Source organism: Rhizobium sp. Root149 (assembly GCF_001427345.1).
Lineage (GTDB): Bacteria > Pseudomonadota > Alphaproteobacteria > Rhizobiales > Rhizobiaceae > Neorhizobium > Neorhizobium rhizoryzae.
In genome coordinates, this window is sequence record NZ_LMGD01000023.1 from 317343 (window position 1) to 334148 (window position 16806).

At 58.2% G+C, this 16806-nt stretch carries 17 protein-coding genes; 10 read left to right on the forward strand and 7 right to left on the reverse strand.

Annotated features, from left to right (window positions below):
• The first annotated feature begins 1 nt into the window (after position 1).
• The 4 genes from ASD54_RS21365 (at position 2) to ASD54_RS21380 (ending at position 2424) form a co-directional block, all read left to right on the forward strand.
• The gene (locus ASD54_RS21365) at positions 2-325 is read left to right on the forward strand and encodes a 2Fe-2S iron-sulfur cluster-binding protein (RefSeq protein WP_062556584.1); all 324 of its coding nucleotides are present in this window, start codon (positions 2-4) and stop codon (positions 323-325) included.
• Positions 322-1557, forward strand: a complete 1236-nt coding sequence (locus tag ASD54_RS21370) for an FAD-dependent oxidoreductase (RefSeq protein WP_062556585.1) — start codon at positions 322-324, stop codon at positions 1555-1557. Before ASD54_RS21365 ends, ASD54_RS21370 begins: the two co-directional genes overlap by 4 nt.
• On the forward strand, positions 1557-2093 hold the full coding sequence (locus tag ASD54_RS21375; protein WP_062556586.1) for a MarR family winged helix-turn-helix transcriptional regulator: 537 nt from the start codon (positions 1557-1559) through the stop codon (positions 2091-2093). The genes ASD54_RS21370 and ASD54_RS21375 overlap by 1 nt, the downstream gene beginning before the upstream one ends.
• Before the next feature lie 127 nt (positions 2094-2220).
• On the forward strand, positions 2221-2424 hold the full coding sequence (locus ASD54_RS21380) for a cold-shock protein (protein ID WP_062556587.1): 204 nt from the start codon (positions 2221-2223) through the stop codon (positions 2422-2424).
• Positions 2425-2616: 192 nt separating this feature from the next.
• On the opposite strand, the gene ASD54_RS21385 is transcribed toward ASD54_RS21380, so the two are convergent.
• Positions 2617-4671, reverse strand: a complete 2055-nt coding sequence (locus tag ASD54_RS21385; RefSeq protein WP_062556588.1) for a pyridoxamine 5'-phosphate oxidase family protein — start codon at positions 4669-4671, stop codon at positions 2617-2619.
• Positions 4672-4751: 80 nt separating this feature from the next.
• Positions 4752-5363, reverse strand: a complete 612-nt coding sequence (locus tag ASD54_RS21390) for a glutathione S-transferase (RefSeq protein WP_062556589.1) — start codon at positions 5361-5363, stop codon at positions 4752-4754.
• A 120-nt stretch (positions 5364-5483) separates the two neighbouring features.
• On the opposite strand from ASD54_RS21390, the gene ASD54_RS21395 reads away from it, so the two are divergent.
• Complete coding sequence (locus ASD54_RS21395) at positions 5484-6377, forward strand: LysR family transcriptional regulator (RefSeq protein ID WP_062556590.1); 894 nt, start codon at positions 5484-5486, stop codon at positions 6375-6377.
• Positions 6378-6468: 91 nt separating this feature from the next.
• Here ASD54_RS21395 and ASD54_RS21400 read toward each other — a convergent pair whose 3' ends face one another.
• The 3 genes from ASD54_RS21400 to ASD54_RS21410 form a co-directional block, all read right to left on the reverse strand.
• Complete coding sequence (locus ASD54_RS21400; protein WP_156379322.1) at positions 6469-7524, reverse strand: hypothetical protein; 1056 nt, start codon at positions 7522-7524, stop codon at positions 6469-6471.
• A gap of 18 nt (positions 7525-7542) precedes the next feature.
• Complete coding sequence (locus ASD54_RS21405) at positions 7543-8481, reverse strand: hypothetical protein (protein ID WP_062556592.1); 939 nt, start codon at positions 8479-8481, stop codon at positions 7543-7545.
• A 64-nt stretch (positions 8482-8545) separates the two neighbouring features.
• Complete coding sequence (locus ASD54_RS21410; RefSeq protein ID WP_062556593.1) at positions 8546-8761, reverse strand: hypothetical protein; 216 nt, start codon at positions 8759-8761, stop codon at positions 8546-8548.
• Positions 8762-8979: 218 nt separating this feature from the next.
• Here ASD54_RS21410 and ASD54_RS21415 point away from each other — a divergent pair, with 218 nt between their 5' ends.
• The 3 genes from ASD54_RS21415 to asnB are packed head-to-tail and all read left to right on the forward strand — an operon-like array spanning position 8980 to position 12739.
• Complete coding sequence (locus ASD54_RS21415; RefSeq protein WP_062556594.1) at positions 8980-10026, forward strand: TauD/TfdA family dioxygenase; 1047 nt, start codon at positions 8980-8982, stop codon at positions 10024-10026.
• Between the two features lie 19 nt (positions 10027-10045).
• Positions 10046-10759, forward strand: coding sequence for a phosphocholine cytidylyltransferase family protein (locus tag ASD54_RS21420; protein WP_062556595.1), 714 nt, complete (start codon positions 10046-10048; stop codon positions 10757-10759).
• A gap of 3 nt (positions 10760-10762) precedes the next feature.
• Positions 10763-12739: an asparagine synthase (glutamine-hydrolyzing) gene (gene asnB / locus ASD54_RS21425; protein WP_062556596.1), complete on the forward strand. Its 1977-nt coding sequence runs from the start codon at positions 10763-10765 to the stop codon at positions 12737-12739.
• Here the strand turns inward: asnB and ASD54_RS21430 are convergent.
• Positions 12696-13352, reverse strand: coding sequence for a hypothetical protein (locus tag ASD54_RS21430; RefSeq protein WP_062556597.1), 657 nt, complete (start codon positions 13350-13352; stop codon positions 12696-12698). The genes asnB and ASD54_RS21430 overlap by 44 nt on opposite strands.
• 156 nt (positions 13353-13508) lie before the next feature.
• On the opposite strand from ASD54_RS21430, the gene ASD54_RS21435 reads away from it, so the two are divergent.
• Positions 13509-14690, forward strand: coding sequence for a hypothetical protein (locus ASD54_RS21435; protein WP_156379323.1), 1182 nt, complete (start codon positions 13509-13511; stop codon positions 14688-14690).
• 11 nt (positions 14691-14701) lie between these two features.
• Here the strand turns inward: ASD54_RS21435 and ASD54_RS21440 are convergent, their stop codons facing one another.
• A complete protein-coding gene (locus ASD54_RS21440; protein ID WP_162249602.1) occupies positions 14702-15778 on the reverse strand; it encodes a methyltransferase in 1077 nt (358 codons plus the stop codon).
• Positions 15779-15935: 157 nt separating this feature from the next.
• Here ASD54_RS21440 and aepX point away from each other — a divergent pair, with 157 nt between their 5' ends.
• Positions 15936-16799 (forward strand): phosphoenolpyruvate mutase, encoded by an 864-nt coding sequence (gene aepX / locus ASD54_RS21445; protein ID WP_062556600.1) that lies wholly within the window; start codon positions 15936-15938, stop codon positions 16797-16799.
• Positions 16800-16806 lie beyond the last annotated feature (7 nt).

Below are 16806 nucleotides of genomic sequence, written 5' to 3' on the forward strand. Positions count from 1 at the left end.
CATGACCAGGATCATCTTTATATCTCACGACGGCAACGAAACTGCTGTCGACGCCGCTGACGGAGACAACGTCATGCGCGCGGCCCTCGCCAACGACGTGGATGGCATTGTCGCCGAATGCGGCGGCTCCATGATGTGCGCCACATGCCACTGTTATGTCGACGAGGCATGGGTGGAGCGAGTGGGCACCCGCGCGGATGGGGAAGAAGACATGATGGAGAGCGCGGCCTGCGAGGTGAAGCCGACAAGCCGCCTTTCCTGCCAGATCCGTATCCGGCCGGAGCTCGATGGGCTGGTCATCCATCTGCCGGAAAGTCAGACATGAGCGACGGCGTCGTCATTATCGGAACTGGCCAGGGCGGCTTTCAGTTGGCGGCCAGCCTGCGGCAGGAGGGATACCAGTCACCGATCACCATGATCGGAGATGAAGACTGTCTGCCCTACCAGCGTCCGCCTCTTTCCAAGGCGTATCTGAGAGACGGAAGAGTAGAAGCGGTACAGCTTCGTCCTGCAAGCTTTTTCGAGCGAAGCAGGATAGATCTCATTGCACCGGAGCGGGCCGTCGGCATCGATAGGATTGCCAGGACGGTACAAACGTCGACGGGCCGGATGCTGCCGTACGAGCATCTCGTTCTCGCAACTGGCGCACGCAACTTCGTACCTCTCATACCGGGCCTGGAAGCCCCAAACGTCTACAGCCTCAAGACCACGGTGGATGCCGACCGGCTGCGTGATGCTCTCGCCACATTTCGCAAGGTCATCGTCATAGGGGGCGGCTTCATCGGCCTGGAGTTTGCTGCGGTGGCCGTTTCTTCCGGTCACCAGGTCACGGTCATCGAAGCGGCACCACGGCTGATGGCGCGCGTGGTTTCGGAGGCGATGTCACAGACTTTCCGGGAGTTTCATGAAAAGCTCGGAAACGAATTGCTTCTTGGTGCGTCAGTGGTTGAGGTAACAGTAGGTCATGATGGTCTTGCAAGCGGGGTTCGGCTTTCGGATGGCCGCAGCGTCGAGGGGGACATGATCCTGCTCGCCGCAGGCGTCCGCCCCAATACCGAGCTTGCTGAAGAGGCTGGTCTTCAGGTTGCAAACGGTGTCGTCGTAGACAATACCTTGCTGACAGCTGATCCTTCGATTTCGGCACTCGGCGACTGTGCAGCCTTCCCTTGCCCTACATCAGGAGGCATCATCAGGCTTGAATCAGTGCAGGCGGCGACCGACCATGCTCGAACAATCGCCCGGCGGATCATTGGCAAGAGTGTGGTGTATGAGGCTGTCCCTTGGTTCTGGAGCGACCAGGGAAGCCTGAAGCTGCAGATTGCAGGTCTTGGTCAGGCAGCGGACGAGGACATTTCAGTGGTGGGCCCAGACGGGCGACAACTTGTTTTTCGATTCAAGATGGGTAAATTCTTGTCGCTGGAAACAATCAATGCCGCCGGCGAACATATGGCCGCGAGAAAGCTTCTTCGACAGCCAGATGGCGTGTCGCTGGACATTCTAGCAGCTCGAAATTTTGACATCGTCGAATTGGCAAAGGCGCTGAAAGAACCTGCCTGATGGATCAACATGAGACGCGGAAGAAGCGGCCATCCGCTGAACGCGAGGCTGTCTGCCCCGAGGCACGAATTTCCCGCTCCACGACCCTAAGAGACGATGTCGAGATCCTCGACATTACGAATTATATACCCTTCTTCCTCTCGAGCATCAACAATGCCCTCTCCCGAGGTGCGTCTGCTGTCTATCGCGATCGGTTTGGCATTGGTATCACTGAGTGGCGCACCGTCTCCATGCTCGCGATCGAACCCGAAATCACCGCCGCCCGAATCTGCGAAGTTGTCAACCTGGACAAGGCAGCGGCCAGCCGTGCGCTGGCGACCCTTGATGAGATGGGCTACCTGGGATCCGTCACCTCAGAGAAGGACCCCAGAAAGCGTACGTGGTGGCTAAACGACAAAGGTTACGAACTCCACGCGACCATCATCCGCATTGCGCTCGCGCGTGAGGAGGCGTTGATTCAGGGGGTTGACCCGCAGGATCTTGAGGCGGCGATCCGTGCGATGCGGATTATGATGAAGAACGTGAAGACAGTCTGAAACGTCGAGAACATGATCCGCTTCAATGCTCTTGAAGAGAACTGACGTGGCCTTGTGCAGAACTTGTCTTGCTGTGTGACGGCCCAGTCGCTAATGCTTGTCCGCACTTCGATTCAAAGAGGATAAGATGGCAACTGGTACCGTAAAGTTTTTCGCTCAGGACAAGGGCTTCGGCTTCATCACTCCGGACAATGGTGGTCCGGACGTGTTCGTCCACATCTCGGCTGTCGGCTTCGGCGCTTCCCTGACCGATGGTCAGAAGGTGAGCTACGACGTTGGTCAGGATCGCAAGACTGGCAAGTCGAAGGCTGAGAACGTAACCGTTCTCTAAAGTCGACAATCCCTGATCTCGTCAAAACGGCGAGATCAGGGTTGATGCGATGGCTGTGCTCTCGCGATTCTCATTTCCCTTTTCTATTCACTCATCCATAGCGACCAGCTCCAGTTGCCGATAGATCGAATTCTTCTGTCGAGTGGTGTCGACAACGCAGGTCGCTTCTTGCTCCCCTCGGACCAGGCAGCCTCACAGGTCGAGCTGCAAATTCTCGTCTGTTTGGGCAGGCACCGAACAGCAAATCAGCGCCTCATCACCCGCTACGGGGTAACTGGGCTCTGACGCATATCTCACCCTGCCGCTAACAATCCTGGTCCGGCATTCGCCGCAATTGCCAGCCCGGCAACCATAAGGCGGGCTGAGACCGCTTTGTTCCGCGAGCTCCAGCAATGACCCGTCGCCCGGCTTCCAGAGCGCGTCCCGTCCTGATCGAGTGAACGCAACGGGGGTTGGAGCCAGAGCCGGAGGATTGAGCGGCGGCGGCGATGAGGGAGCAGCATGATCGCGCTTCAGGCCAGAGGGGCCGAACGCCTCCGCATGGATACGGTCGTCGGCAACGTTTAGACGACGCAGTCCGTCATACATCGACTGCATGAAGGATGCCGGTCCACAGAGGTAGAAATCATAGTCGCCAAATGGCAGATGCGCCTTCAGGAGCGCCATGTCGATACGACCGGCTGCATCGAAAAGGCCGTCATCTGCGGCCTCGGGGGTTCCGAGCACTCTGATATCCCGAAGCGTCCCCTCGCTGCGGGCCACCAGTTCACCAATTTCGCGATCAAAGGCTCTCTCTTTGAAAGTGCGTGACGACCGGAACAACCAGACGGGCCGACGATAGCGTGTTCTATCGCCGGTTTGCACCAGATGGTGAAGCATAGACAGCAAGGGCGTGATGCCGATGCCGGCGGCTAGCAGAACCGCCGGACGGCTGCGTTCCATGGCGTCGATGGTGAACGATCCCACTGGCGCCAGCGCCTCGATCTCGTCGCCTTCCTGCATTGCGTGCAAGAGGGTGGAGGCCCTTCCCTCACGCTTCACGCTCAGCCTGTAGACGCCATCCGATGGGGCGCTGGAGATCGTATAGCTGCGACGGAGCGTCGAGGTATCGTCCTGAATGCGGATCGGCAGATGCTGACCTGCAAGGTGCGGGATAACGGCCTCGCCATCGACCGGCACGAGGTGCAACGAACGGATCGTCGAGCTTTCAAGGATGGCCCGTTCCACGCGAAAGCGCCTCCATGTCCTGGCCTTTTCGGCAACCCTCAAGCGGCTTTCGGCTTTACTCCATTCCCCGGTCATTAGGCTGCTTGGTGACACGCCGCCTTCCAGAAGCCCCCACCGCAGCGGCAATGCATCCTTGCGCAGAACCACCTTTTCCGGCTGGACGCGCCAGAGACGTTCTGCGCCGTCAAAGGCAGCGATTTCGGGCGAATCCAGTATGACTTGGACCCTGCCGGTCATCTGCAACATGTCACCCGTCTCATGATCCACGAACAGCAGCCCGGCACGCGGGTTGATGACGAAATTGCCGAGCGTGTTGAAGAACAGGTTGCCATTGAAATCCGGCACGGTCAGTCCGCCATCGGCATCAATGCGGACAAAACCTGGCCGACCACCGCGATGGGAGACATCCACTTGCCGCTCTTCGCTGGTTCGATCCACGTAAGAGGCGACGAAAAAGGTGTCGGCAGCTTCGATGATACGCCGTGCATCTGCGTCTAGCCGGTCTGAAACCAGCACTTCCGAGGGCCTGGGTTCTGCAGGATCGCGCACAAAGTTGAACTGCCTGTTTTGGATGTAGCGCGGACAATTTCCGAAGCTCTGCCCGACGGATACGGAGAAATGGTCGGCACCCTTGCGGACAACGGTACCGTTCAGCCGGTTGCGGCGGCGCGTGAGGAGGTCGACGCCCACCAGACCGATTGCATCACCGTCGTTCAGTCCGGCTTCTGCCGGGTCGTCAGGATCGCTGGCGGCATCGATATTCAGCGTCAGCGGATCGGGCGAATGCAGGAAGCCCGGCGGGCCGGAGCGGATCGTGGCCCAGGGCATGCCGTCGCGATCAACGGAGCCAATGACAATGAAGGGCAGCAGCTCGTAGAACTCACGGTGCTGGTCGAGCAGGAATGTCCGCAAGACCTTCCGCCCGACAGGATCCATCTGGTCGACCACGCCCGCTTGGCGCTGCAACTGCAGTTCTCCGGCATGCCATGGCGATGAGGGTGAGACGTTTTCAGCAGGCATTAAAACCTCCTATGAGAAGTAGCGGCCGGGGCAAAAGCCCCGACCCCGAGCCCAATTGAGAGCGCGATTGCGAGATTGTTTCAGGCGGCGAGGCCGACGGGCGTCTTCGGAAGTGCCACAAAACCGGGCAAAGCCTCGATCCGCGCCAACCACTGGCGAACCTGCGGGTGCGGCGTCAGATCGACGTTACCTTCCGGCGCGCCTGCGATGTAGCTATAGAGCGCGACATCCGCGATGGTCGGCGTTTCGCCGATGATGAAGGGATGTTTTCCAAGTTCCGCATCAATGAGGGAAAGAATGCGGTGTGCGCGTGCAATCACTTCATCGGCCCGGAAATCCGCCCCGAAAACCGTGATCAGGCGAGCAGCGCACGGGCCATAGGCAATTTCTCCGGCCGCCACCGAAAGCCACTTCTGGATTTTCGCAATCGAAGCCAGATCATCCGGCAACCAATCCTTGGCGCCCAGCTTCGTGGCGACATAGACGAGGATTGCATTGGAATCGTTGACGACGACATCTCCATCTTCCAGCACAGGCACCTGACCGAACGGGTTAAGCTTCAGGAATTCAGGCGTCTTGTGCGCGCCATTTGCCAGATCGACGTCGATGATCTCGGCTTTCGCATTCAGGAGAGAAAGGAAAAGGCGGGCGCGGTGGGCGTGTCCCGAAAGAGGAAAGTGGTAGAGTTTCATGGTTGGCTCCCTTGGCGTCCGGATACCATCATCCGGGGATGGGAGAAAAATAGTGGCATCCACATTTTTAGAGTAGAGTGCGATTTCTGTAGTTACCCTCTCGTTTAGTGGAAGGCACACATGGATCGACTGGATGCGATGGCGGTTCTTTTATCTGTTGCGAAACACGGCAGTCTCTCGGCCGCGGCACGCGCCCTGCACACACCTTTGCCGACCGTCAGCCGCAAGATTGCCGAGCTGGAAGCCTATCTCGGCGTTCGCCTGTTCACGCGCACAAGCCGCCGCATCCTGCTGACAGAGGCTGGGGAACAGTATGTTGCTGCGGCGCGCGAGATCCTGGAGCGGGTAGAGGAAGCCGAACGCCGCGCCACCGGGGAATATGCGGCGCCCAAGGGAGACCTGAGCGTGACGGCGCCAATTGTCTTCGGTCGCCTCCATGTGCTGCCCATCATCACGGATTTCCTGAAGAAATTTCCGGACATCAACATTCATCTGACGATGAGTGACCGAATGATCAGTCTTGCCGACGACCACATCGATGTTGCTCTGCGCATCAGCGAGCTTTCGGACAGCAGCCTGGTCGCGAGCCGTCTCGGTTCGATCCGCACGACCACCTATGCCAACCCGGATTATCTCGAGCGGCAATCGCGTCCATTGCATCCTGACGACCTCAAGGACCACGATTGCATAGCCTTCAATGGAGTGCTTTCCACTGAGATATGGTCGTTCCGCGACGGCGCTAAAGAGATCACCGTGCCAATCCGGACACGCCTTTCCGTGAATACGGCAGAGGCAGCGGTTGACGCTGCGGCGGCGGGTCTTGGCATAACGCGTGTCATGGCCTATCAGGCAAAGCGGGCGGTTGATCTTGGCTTGCTGGTTCCGGTGCTGGAGCAGTATGAACGTGACGCGTCACCGGTTCATCTCCTCCATAAGTCGGAAGGCCTGATGCCGCTGAAACTCAGAACGTTTCTTGATTTTGCAACACCACGGCTGAGGGCATTGTTGAAATAGAGCGCACGGTTCTCTAGTCATTCCATCGCTAGCGATGGATCCATGATAAAACCGATTTCAAGGAAAGTCTCAGGCCTGGGGTGAGGAGAGCTTACTGGCGAACGTCTGTCGAGGTCGCGATCTCCTGCTGCAAGATCAGCGGGAAATGTTCGAACGCGATTTCCAATGCGGTGTCGAACTCGTTCAACCGCGCGATGTACACGCGGTCGGGCAGGATCACGAAGTCGGCATCGAGTTCAAGACTGGGTAAGTGCATCTGAAGCGGATCAATTCCGTGCCTGCGCGATACCGTCTTTTGCCATGACGTTTCCAGATTGTGCACCAGCCTGCATTCTGCCAAGGCAAATACGGCGCGTCCGAACGCGGTGGTTTCGCTGGCATGCGCAAGTGCGGACTGAACATCAATATGTGGAGGGGCATAGTGCTTGCGCCAGACAGTGTCTCGTGCGTCTGACGTCAGGGACCTTGCTACGATCCCGTCTGCCCAATCCGCCGGCAAGCCATGAAGAAGGCGACTGCGCCATTTCGGATTGGGGTTGGTGAAGCGAAATGCCGCCAGCAAACCGTCACTGATATGACCCAGCAGATCCTGCGAGGCATAGAGAAGCGAATGCCAGTCCCCTAGACGCTGATAGCCTACCATGTCTACCTGCACGGTTCGCGCCATGTGACGTGCGGTGTGCAACTTCAGACGGGCCACCTGATCGCGATCGGGCAGCAGCCCGCGCGCCGTTTGCTCCTCCTTGCCGCCCGACAGCGGAACGCCCGTGCACAGGCGATGTAGCAGAAGCAGTTCGGCAGTGGTGAACGGAGCAAGCCTGCTGACGTCCCAAGCCTCTGATGCCCAGGCCTCCAGCCGGGCGAGAAGCGCCTGCATACGCGAAGCCGAGAGTATCTGCATATCCACGATACAATCGCCGGACACCCAGGAACACTCGGCTTGCGCCCCCTCCTCCACACCGTCATCCTTCGGGAGCAACAGCAAATCCAGATCGGATTTGCTGTTGCCCAGACCTTCTGCCACCGAGCCCACGGCCAGAATGATCTCCTCGCCGTTCGAGTTTGCCAGCAGACGCGCCGCATCGCGTATCGCCGTCTTCGACGTGCGCTTGAACGCCAGATAATTCTCGAATGACATCGAATTCACGGTACGCAAATCTCCGCGTCAATGGCAGGCCGGTGCTGGGGCCGGTGCTTGGGTCGCTCCCTGGGACGGTTCAGCGGACAGATCCGGCAAGGGAGCATCGCTGTAGCTGAAGGGCGAGGCGGACGGCCCAGCGCGACACCATTCACGCTTCGCACAGCATTCAAGACTGCATCCGAAGGAATTGTCGCCCAGTTCCTGTGTGGTTATGAGGTTGAAATCGCGGAATCTTTTTCGAAATAGCGCGCCGACCCGGTTCCCCGGGGTGCGGGCAGCCACCCTGTCGATCAGCATGGCCGTATAGCCAACATGGGCAAGTTCGTCGTCCAGAAGCTGATCCAGCACCTTCAGAGCCTGCGGCAGGTTTTCTTCCGGACAATATGCCTGGATCGCGGTGCGCTGCATCATGTGGTGGATCGTCGTGCGGATCTCGGCGATATTCATTTGCAGATAATCGTCGATGGTCGGCGGGCGAGCATAAGGCGATCCCTCTATCGGATAGAGCTCCTTGTGCATTGAAAAGCCCGGCGACAGCTGCCTCAGTTCCTGGCGAAAGCCAGGTTCGATGGCATCCGGAAAAGCGAGGTCGAGAAGCGCCAGATAATAGAGAGCATGCCTCGATTCATCCACGGCATGCTGCTTGAGGAGGTCACGCTCCTCGCCGTTCTCTGCGAAGGTCGCCAATGACCACAAACGTCGTGCGCCGTCGCCTTCCATCTCGGCATTGGTCAGGATCGATGTCGCCAACCAGCGCGGGTCGAGGGCGGAATTGCGATAGGTGGACGAATAGCCTTCGGTATCGAAGGGTGGCGGCTCATTATCCAGCGCTTCCGCAATTGCCTGCCGATAGAGTGGAAAGGCATCGCTGCCCCCATATTGATGAACCGCGACCTGCGCAATGAACGAGACCCGCTCCTTCTCCCGCTTCAAGTTCAGCAAATCGTTTTTGTTCAATGTCATGCCCGTCCTCCTCTGACCCAAGTGGCCTGTTCGTCGATGCGAACAGGCCTATTGCGGACACCTGTCAGGCGCACTGCGAGACTGGGTCGAAGGGCGAATTCATGGCAACGAAAGCGCGGTCTGCATCGGGAAAGCGCTTTTCGATTTCCTTCAATGTTTCCTTGTCCAGCTCAAGCTTGCCATTGCGAATGCGCCCGGTCAGCAGCAGTCCGGTGCTGGTCTTGCGCAGAACTTCACCGGCACGTGTCACGTCTTCAGCCGAGAGATGATCCTTGTTCATGAAAGCCTCCTTGTTCGAGTTGAGAGCGGGATTCGCTCAGTTGCATTAAAACGGTGCGTCAATTTTTAGTTGTTGTCAATTTGAAAATCGCGTAGAAGGATACTAGGGCTAAAACGCACTCCAATAACGTGTATCGCTCCTGAAAAACAGGTGTGCACCGATACGACCTATCTACCTAAGTATATGAATTACAATATTTTATATCTTGAGAGAGGCCGATGACATTCCTCCCCTTCCCGCATCACCGTGCCCCGTTGGCAGTATTCCGGAAGCTGGATCGGTTCCTGCCCCCACATATTGCCTGGGCGGCAGATCACGGATCAGCTTCATCCCATACCGTGCGCTTCAGCCCCAAGGTTCTGGGAGAATTGCAAGCGAACAGGGCGCTGCTTCAGGAGGAAATTCCGCTTGCAGGCCTTCCTCTGGAGAACAGCGCCTTTCCTCGCCTTTGCGAGGCAGCGGCTATGCTGCAACGGCAGTGTCTGCAAACCGGATCCGGCTTCGTGATCGTGACCGGGCTGGCTGACGTACTAGATCGTCAGATAGAGCTGGAAAACGCTTTCTGGCGTCTCTGCCTCGAACTTGGCAGGCCTTTCGTCCAGAAATCCGGGTTCGTTCGTTTTGGTCGCGTGGAAAATCTTGGCCGGCCTTTGCATGAGAGGCCGCGCTATCATGAAACCGGAACCGGCGGCTCGATCCACACGGATAGCCCTATCATGCCCGCTGTCGCAGACTATGTCGGACTGTTGTGCGTCCGGCCTGCCCTGTCTGGCGGGGACAGCAAGTTCATCAGCGTGGGCAGAATTCACAATATCCTCCTCGAACACGCTCCCGACCTGCTGGATGAATTGTACCAGCCTTTCTTTTTCGACCGGCGCCTGAAGGCCGGCGAGATCTCAACGGACAATCCGGCAACCTTGTACGAGCCAATTTTCTCTTATGATCCAGTGCTTGGAGATCACGGCCTGCGCCTACGGTGGCAGCCCGAATACATATGGCAGGCGCCGCAATTGCCGAACGTGCCGCCGTTGACCGAGAGGCAGCATCTGGCCTTGCATCTCCTGGAGGGCCTGCTGGAAGACCGGACGGGAGAGCTGACGATCAAGGCCGGGATGCAGGCTGGCGATATCCAGCTGCTCAACAATCATGTGATCGCGCACGGACGAACGGCCTTCGAGGATCATGTCCTGACCGATGACCCGACAGTAATCGATCCCGATCGTCGCCGCCTGTTGCGCCGCGTCTGGCTCCACGCACAGGCATAGCACGAGATTGGTTCAGACAATGAAAGCACTGATTTTGGTGGCAGGTCATGGGTCGCGCCTCAAATCCGTGGCGGGAGAGACGCCAAAATCTCTGATCGAGATCAATGGCAAGGCGCTGCTTGATCGCCAGATCGAGACGATGACAGCGCTCGGAGTGAAGCGGATCTGTCTTGCCACCGGCTTTCGGCACGAGGTTTTCGCAAGCCGATACGGCGAACGTGTCGATTTTCGCTACAATCCCTTCTACCGGGACTGCAACAACATCGTCAGCTTTCTGTTTGCCCGTGACTGGATGACGGGCGATGACCTTCTCGTCTGTTATGGCGATCTGATTTATGATCCGGAGCTTTTGGCGGCGGCCATCCAGTCCCCCGCCGATATTGGCCTGGTTGTCGATCGAAGCCGTGTCGAAGAGGGGCATGCCCTAGTCTCATTGAAAGACGCCGCTGTTGCGGCCGTGGGGCCTTCGGTTCCGGCAGAGAGCGCCGATGCACGTTTCGTCGGCATCACGAAACTGTCGGCAGCAGCCGTGTCCCATCTGATGCCTGCGACCGAAGCAGCCCTGCGCGCCGGCAAGTTGCGCGACTACTACCTCGCGGGAATTCAAATCCTCATGGAACAGGGCCACCGCGTGGAGCCAATCGACGTGTCAGGCTTGCGTTGGTCGGAGATCGACCTTCCTGCGGATCTTGCCGCCGCGCGCGCGCTCTGGGGCTCACACCGGGAGAAATGATCCATGTGCGGCATATTTGGAACCGTATCGTCCAGTCCCCTTCAGGAGCCCCGCCCTGTCTTGGAGGCGCTGACCGACCTGATGCAACATCGAGGCCCGGATGGCAGGGGTAGTTTCATGGAACCTCATGCCTTTTTCGGTCACCGCAGGCTGGCCATCATAGACCCTGATGGCGGTCATCAGCCGATGCAATCGCTCTGCGGGCGATACGTCATCACCTACAACGGCGAAATCTACAATTTCGAAGAGGTTCGCGAGCAACTTCGGCAACGGGGTCACAGGTTCAGGACGAACAGCGATACGGAAGTCGTCTTGCAGGCCTTCGTGGAATGGGGGCCTGACAGCGCCAGGAAGCTCAACGGTATTTTCGCCTATGGTGTACTGGATCGGACCGAGCGGCGCTTATGGCTGATCCGGGATCGCCTGGGGGTGAAGCCGCTCTACTATACCCGGATGGGCCAGCAAATCGTCTTCGCGTCCGAGATGAAATCGCTGACCACGCATCCGCGTTTCATCCGTCGGGCAAATCTGTCCGCGGTCTCGAGTTACCTGGCCTTTCGCACCGTTGTTGGCCATAGCACAGTATATGAAGGGATCGAGAGCCTGCCGCCCAGCAGCTGTCTTACCTATCGCAACGGCGAGATCAGCATAGGAACCTACTGGCACCTGCCGCATCCCGTCGCGGGGGAAGACCATGGCGAGGATTATTATCTCGCGCGAGCAGGCGAACTTCTTCGGGCCGCAGTGACGCGGCAGATGATCAGCGATGTGCCGGTCGGGGCCTATCTGAGTGGCGGCGTCGATTCCAGTCTCCTGGTGGCACTGATGCGGGAGGTTACAGGCAAGCCACTCAGGACCTATTCGATCGGCTTCGACGCAGACGGCTATGACGAAAGCGCTTTCGCCAAGATTGCCAGTCGGCATATCGGCACGGATCACAGGCATCTGGTCCTCAGCGCTGACGACTATAGGGACGAACTGGAAACTCAGATCCGGCATCGCGACCAGCCGCTGTCCATTCCGCACGAGGTTGCGCTGAACGTCCTGTCGAGAAACTTGAAGCAGGATGTCACGGTGTGCCTGTCAGGGGAAGGCGCCGACGAACTGTTTGGCGGCTATGGCCGCGTGCAGGGTTCACCCTTTGACTTTGCGCGTTTGCGCCTGTTTCACCGGCTGCCGTGTCCCGTCAAATCCTGTCTCGCTTCCCGCGTCCGAGATCCCGACATCAAGGCGCGGCTTGAGATCACACAGGAACTCGACCACTTCTTCCATGTCTACAACTGGTGGAGTTTCGAGGACAAGCAGTCCGTTCTGACGGAAGAGGCAAAGGCCCGGATCGACGGCGATGCCGCCCTGCGCGGGCATTTTGTGGACATGTTTGCGCGTCTCAAGGACTTGAGCCCCTATGATCGAATCCTTCATGTGTTTGAGACGACGCATCTTCCCGATCTGCTCGACCGCCTGGACATGCAGAGCATGGCGGCCTCGGTCGAGGCACGGGTGCCGTTCACCGATCACGAACTGGTCGAATTCATCACCGCCATGCCGATACACTACAAGATCCGCTGGAAATCGCCTCTCAGCATGCTTCGGGCCTGCTTCTACAAGACTGCCGAGTTCAGCGAGAGGTTCGATACGACGAAATATCTGCTGCGCCGGATGGCGGACGCAAAGCTGCCACCCTCGATCTCTCGACGCAAGAAACTCGGATTTCCCGTTCCGCTGGACAATTGGCTGGCGCATTCGATGCATGACTTTGCCGCCGATATTCTGCTCGACGGCCGGACGCGAGAACGCGGGATCTTTAAGACTCAACAAATTGAACGGATGTTACAGTCAACGCGTCAATCAGCCTATGATGGGCACGGCAAGCGCATCTGGATGCTTCTGAACATCGAATTGTGGTTTCGTAACCACATCGACGCACAGTCTCACCTCATTCCGCAGCCTCACCCTGCCGTGCTGGAAACCGGGAGATGACCAGTGCTGCCGCCTCAGTGGACAGCTCTTGCGTTGGCCGCAACGCATCGAAGATGTGCCATCCCTGCTCCTCCGCCCAGCGATCAAGGCGCTCGACCAGTTTTGTCTGATGGGAAATAAAGCTTTCGCGCTCGCAGGCGGGGTCCATTCCGCATTCATAGGCCACCAGATCGCCAATCTTGCGCTCGTAGAGCGCGGTGGGTGATGCCTTGAGATAGATGATGAGATCTGGCTTGGGCAGAAGGTGGCCGGCAGAGACGGCCTGTTGTTCCTTCGCGCCATAGGCGATCTCGACGGCCACATGCTTGATCCAGTAACTGTCGTAGATGATCACCTGCGGCGCGTCCGGCTTTGCCATGGTTGATGTGACCGTAAGCGCCATGGACCAGAGATAGAACAGAAGCCGTGCAGGGGCAGACATATCGAGTGCATACTGGCGCAGTTCATCGACATTCGCATGAACGAAGGCCGCCGCCGGTGCCTCGGCACGATCAAGGATGCCGAACCGGTCAAGCCGGCTGGTGGAGATTCCGGAGTTGCGCAAGGCCTGATCGAGCGCTTTGCTCAGCGAGGTTTTTCCGGCTCCGTCCGTTCCTACAATCACCACAAGCATGGTGCCGCTCCTCCCTGATCTGTTCATTGGGTCGTGGCTCGCAATTTCCGCGACATAAACGTGGCGAATACACTATAAAAATGCAACTTTCATTTGATACAGCCAAAAGATGTTGTTGTCTATTGCGGTTCCAGGGATATTGACGAGGATAAATCATTGAATACTCATTCATTTCACCGACAGGCTATTCTGCAGGCCGCCAACGGTTGCGCGCATCATGTCCGTGTCACGCTGCACGGCCATCCGCTGGATTTCTGTTCCGACGAAGCAGACACAGGCGAGATCCTGCAGTTTCTTTTCCATCTCCAGGGGAAAGTCGTTCAGTTGCCGAAAGAGCAACTCGATTCATCCTCAGCCCCAGCCCCGTGGCGGATCGCGGTCATACGCTCCGATGCGATCTGGACTGGCTGGGCCGATCGACGCCTAGTCGATCCAGAGGGGGAAATGGCCGGCCTGAAAACCTACTGGCGTCCGGATTTCCCCTCGGTTTTTGTTGCTCTGTCTGAGGAGTTGACCGTCGTCCGCCACGGGGAGCCATTTCGCGGCCTGACTGTTCTTCTGAATGAGGAGCGCCTCCTCGTCTATGTGCGGCCGGAAGCTGAAGACGCATTCATTCCGCATGTCGAGACCCTCGCCGGATATGTCTGGCGGCGTGCCTTGTGGAGCGAAGGCTTCCTTGATCTCCATTCGGCCATGCTGCGCTATCGCGGACGCGGAGCGGTGATCATCGGCCCCAAGATGGCGGGCAAAACATCCTTGGCGATGCATTTTCTGGCCCGTGGCGCGGAGCTTCTGGGCAGCGATTTCGGGGAAGTCACCATCACGCCGCAGGGTAAACTCCAGGCGAAGGCCGTACCTCACATCTGCAGGATCACGCCGGAAACCATCACGGACAATGTTTTTCTGCACAATGCCCTCGACACACGGCGCCGGGATGGCTTCGCCTATCGCGATGGTCCGGTTTTTTCCCATGGCAAATATGAATTCTTCGCTCCGGGACTCGACCATCTGTTTCGTCGTCGGGTCAATATCTGCTCCATGGACGTGGATCTTCTGATCTTTCCCAAATTCTCCACGGATACCATCCGTCAGCGCATCACGCCGATCGATGCTGCAACGGCACGCGCACGGCTTGTTCACAGTATTGCGCGTGACAGACCCTTGGCCGACTGGTTGCCATTTCCCGACGTCCTGAACCGGCAGGACCGGGAAGCTCCCTTGCTTGATGCGCTTGGCAAGGCACAGTTGCGCGCCGTTCAGGTCGAATTCGGCCAGGAGCCTTCGCTGGCATGGGAGGAAATTGCGGCACTGTTCACGCCCGATCCCCACAACAGATGATCATCTCGCGGTCAGCCGATATGCCACACACCCTGGCTGGTGGGCGTTCGCATATCAACCAGTTCGACACGTCCTGACCCATGGCGCGCCATGAGAAAAAGAAAGCTCAGATGCGTGGCCCTTCTCTGCCGCATATCTTCCCGGTAGGCGGCAAGAACACGGTCCGGATCCTGCCCGATTTCACGCGCAACGGCAGACGCCATCGCTTCCAGATAGCCATCAGCTCCGGCCATCTCCTTCATGGAAACCACAGTCGCAGTGATATCGAGATGATGGGTCTTCGCGGCGGTGGCTAGAAGATCGCGAAGATAGTGATTGTCCGGATCGGCAAGACAGCTTGCGATGAGATGCGCCCGCCCCGAAGGTGACAAGGCCGTTGGCAGCCCTTCAAGAATACGGCAGCACGCGCGCATGCCGTCATATCCACCATGCCCGATAAACAGATCCGGCAGACCATCGGGCACAGGCAATAGCGGCGGGTTGGCGACCACGAGATCGAACTGTCGACCGTCCACGGGTTCGAACATGTCTCCCTGCAGGACGTCGATCTTTTCCTCAAGCCGGTTCAGCGTCACGTTGACCCGGGCAAGTTCAACCGCATCCCTGTTGCGCTCGACCGCCGTGATGCGGCGTGCAAATCCCGCACAATGCAGTGCCTGCAACCCGCTTCCCGAACAGAGATCGAGCACGGTCGCGTTTGCCTTTGGCTGAATGCGCAACATCAACGCAATCGAGTCGTCGCCAAGATAGTGGCTTAATCCCGCGCCGGGAGGAGTACAGAACAGCCATCGCCCGGCGACTGGAACGAGCCGCAGTCCAGCCGTGAGCTGGAGGTTTCTGCCATCGAAAATAGCAACGCCCGCGCGCGGTAGTTCCACTGAAATCCAGCCCAGCTCCTGCGGAAGCTCCCGCGCGTCGATCTCTGCACCGAATGCAAACAGATCCACCAGAACGCGCAGGCGATCCGGTACGCGATCGCGATAGGGCGGCCAATCGAGCGGACGGAGATGCAGCGGACTGAAGCTGGCCAGAAACTCCCCCAGACCGCTATCGGTAAGCGTTTCGATCAGATCGCCAAGCGCGGGCAAGGGCTGCTCCCGTTCGGTTGCTTCGAAATAATGATGCACTTTATGCGATAATTCATTTCTACTAGCAATCATAAATTGCTATTGTGCAGCTGTGTTCTCGCACCGGTCACGGACCGAGACCTGTGCTTCCAGCGCTGCCTTATGTCGGGAGAAAAAAATGGCGCATGGTCTTCGCAATCTCATGGATACAAACCGCCTTGTACGGGTGCTCGAAGCGCATACACCGCTCTGCGGCCTGATTGCCCAAGCGGCGGAGTTCAAATCCGCGACCGTAACCCGCAAGTTCGACGCCGTATGGTCAAGCAGCCTTTCCGACTCCGCGATCCGTGGCAAACCGGACATCGAGGTCGTTGACCACTCCTCACGTCTCCTTTCACTCCACGAGTTGATGGACGTCTGTTCCTTGCCGGTCATTTATGATTGCGATACCGGCGGGAACCACCTTCAACTGCGCTCCACCGTTCGCAGCCTGGAACGAGCCGGAGTCTCTGCCACGATCGTGGAAGACAAGGGAGGTCTGAAACAGAACTCGTTGAAGGGCAACATGCCGGGTCAGTTGCAATTGCCGATCGAGGATTTCTGCGCCAAGCTTCAGTCCGCAAAAACCTGGCAGCGCAATTCGGATTTCATGGTGATTGCGAGGATCGAAAGCCTGGTTCTCGGAAACGGGATGCAGGATGCCCTCACGCGCGCCCGTGCCTATCTGCGGGCCGGTGCAGACGGCGTGATGATCCACAGCCACCATCAGGACCCTCAAGAGGTTCTCGAATTCAGCAAGGAGTTCAGGCGTTCGGGCGAGAAGGCCCCGCTCGTTGCCGTTCCCACCACGTATAACGCCGTAAACGAGGAAACCCTGTTCCAGGCAGGCGTCAACGTCATCATCTATGCAAACCATCTCCTGCGTTCCTCCCATAAGGCCATGAAGCAGGCTGCGAGTTCGATTCTGCAATATGGTCGGGCCGCCGAATGCGAGGAGCTTTGCACCCCGGTCGGAGACATCCTTCGCTGTTTCGACACGTAGAACTGGC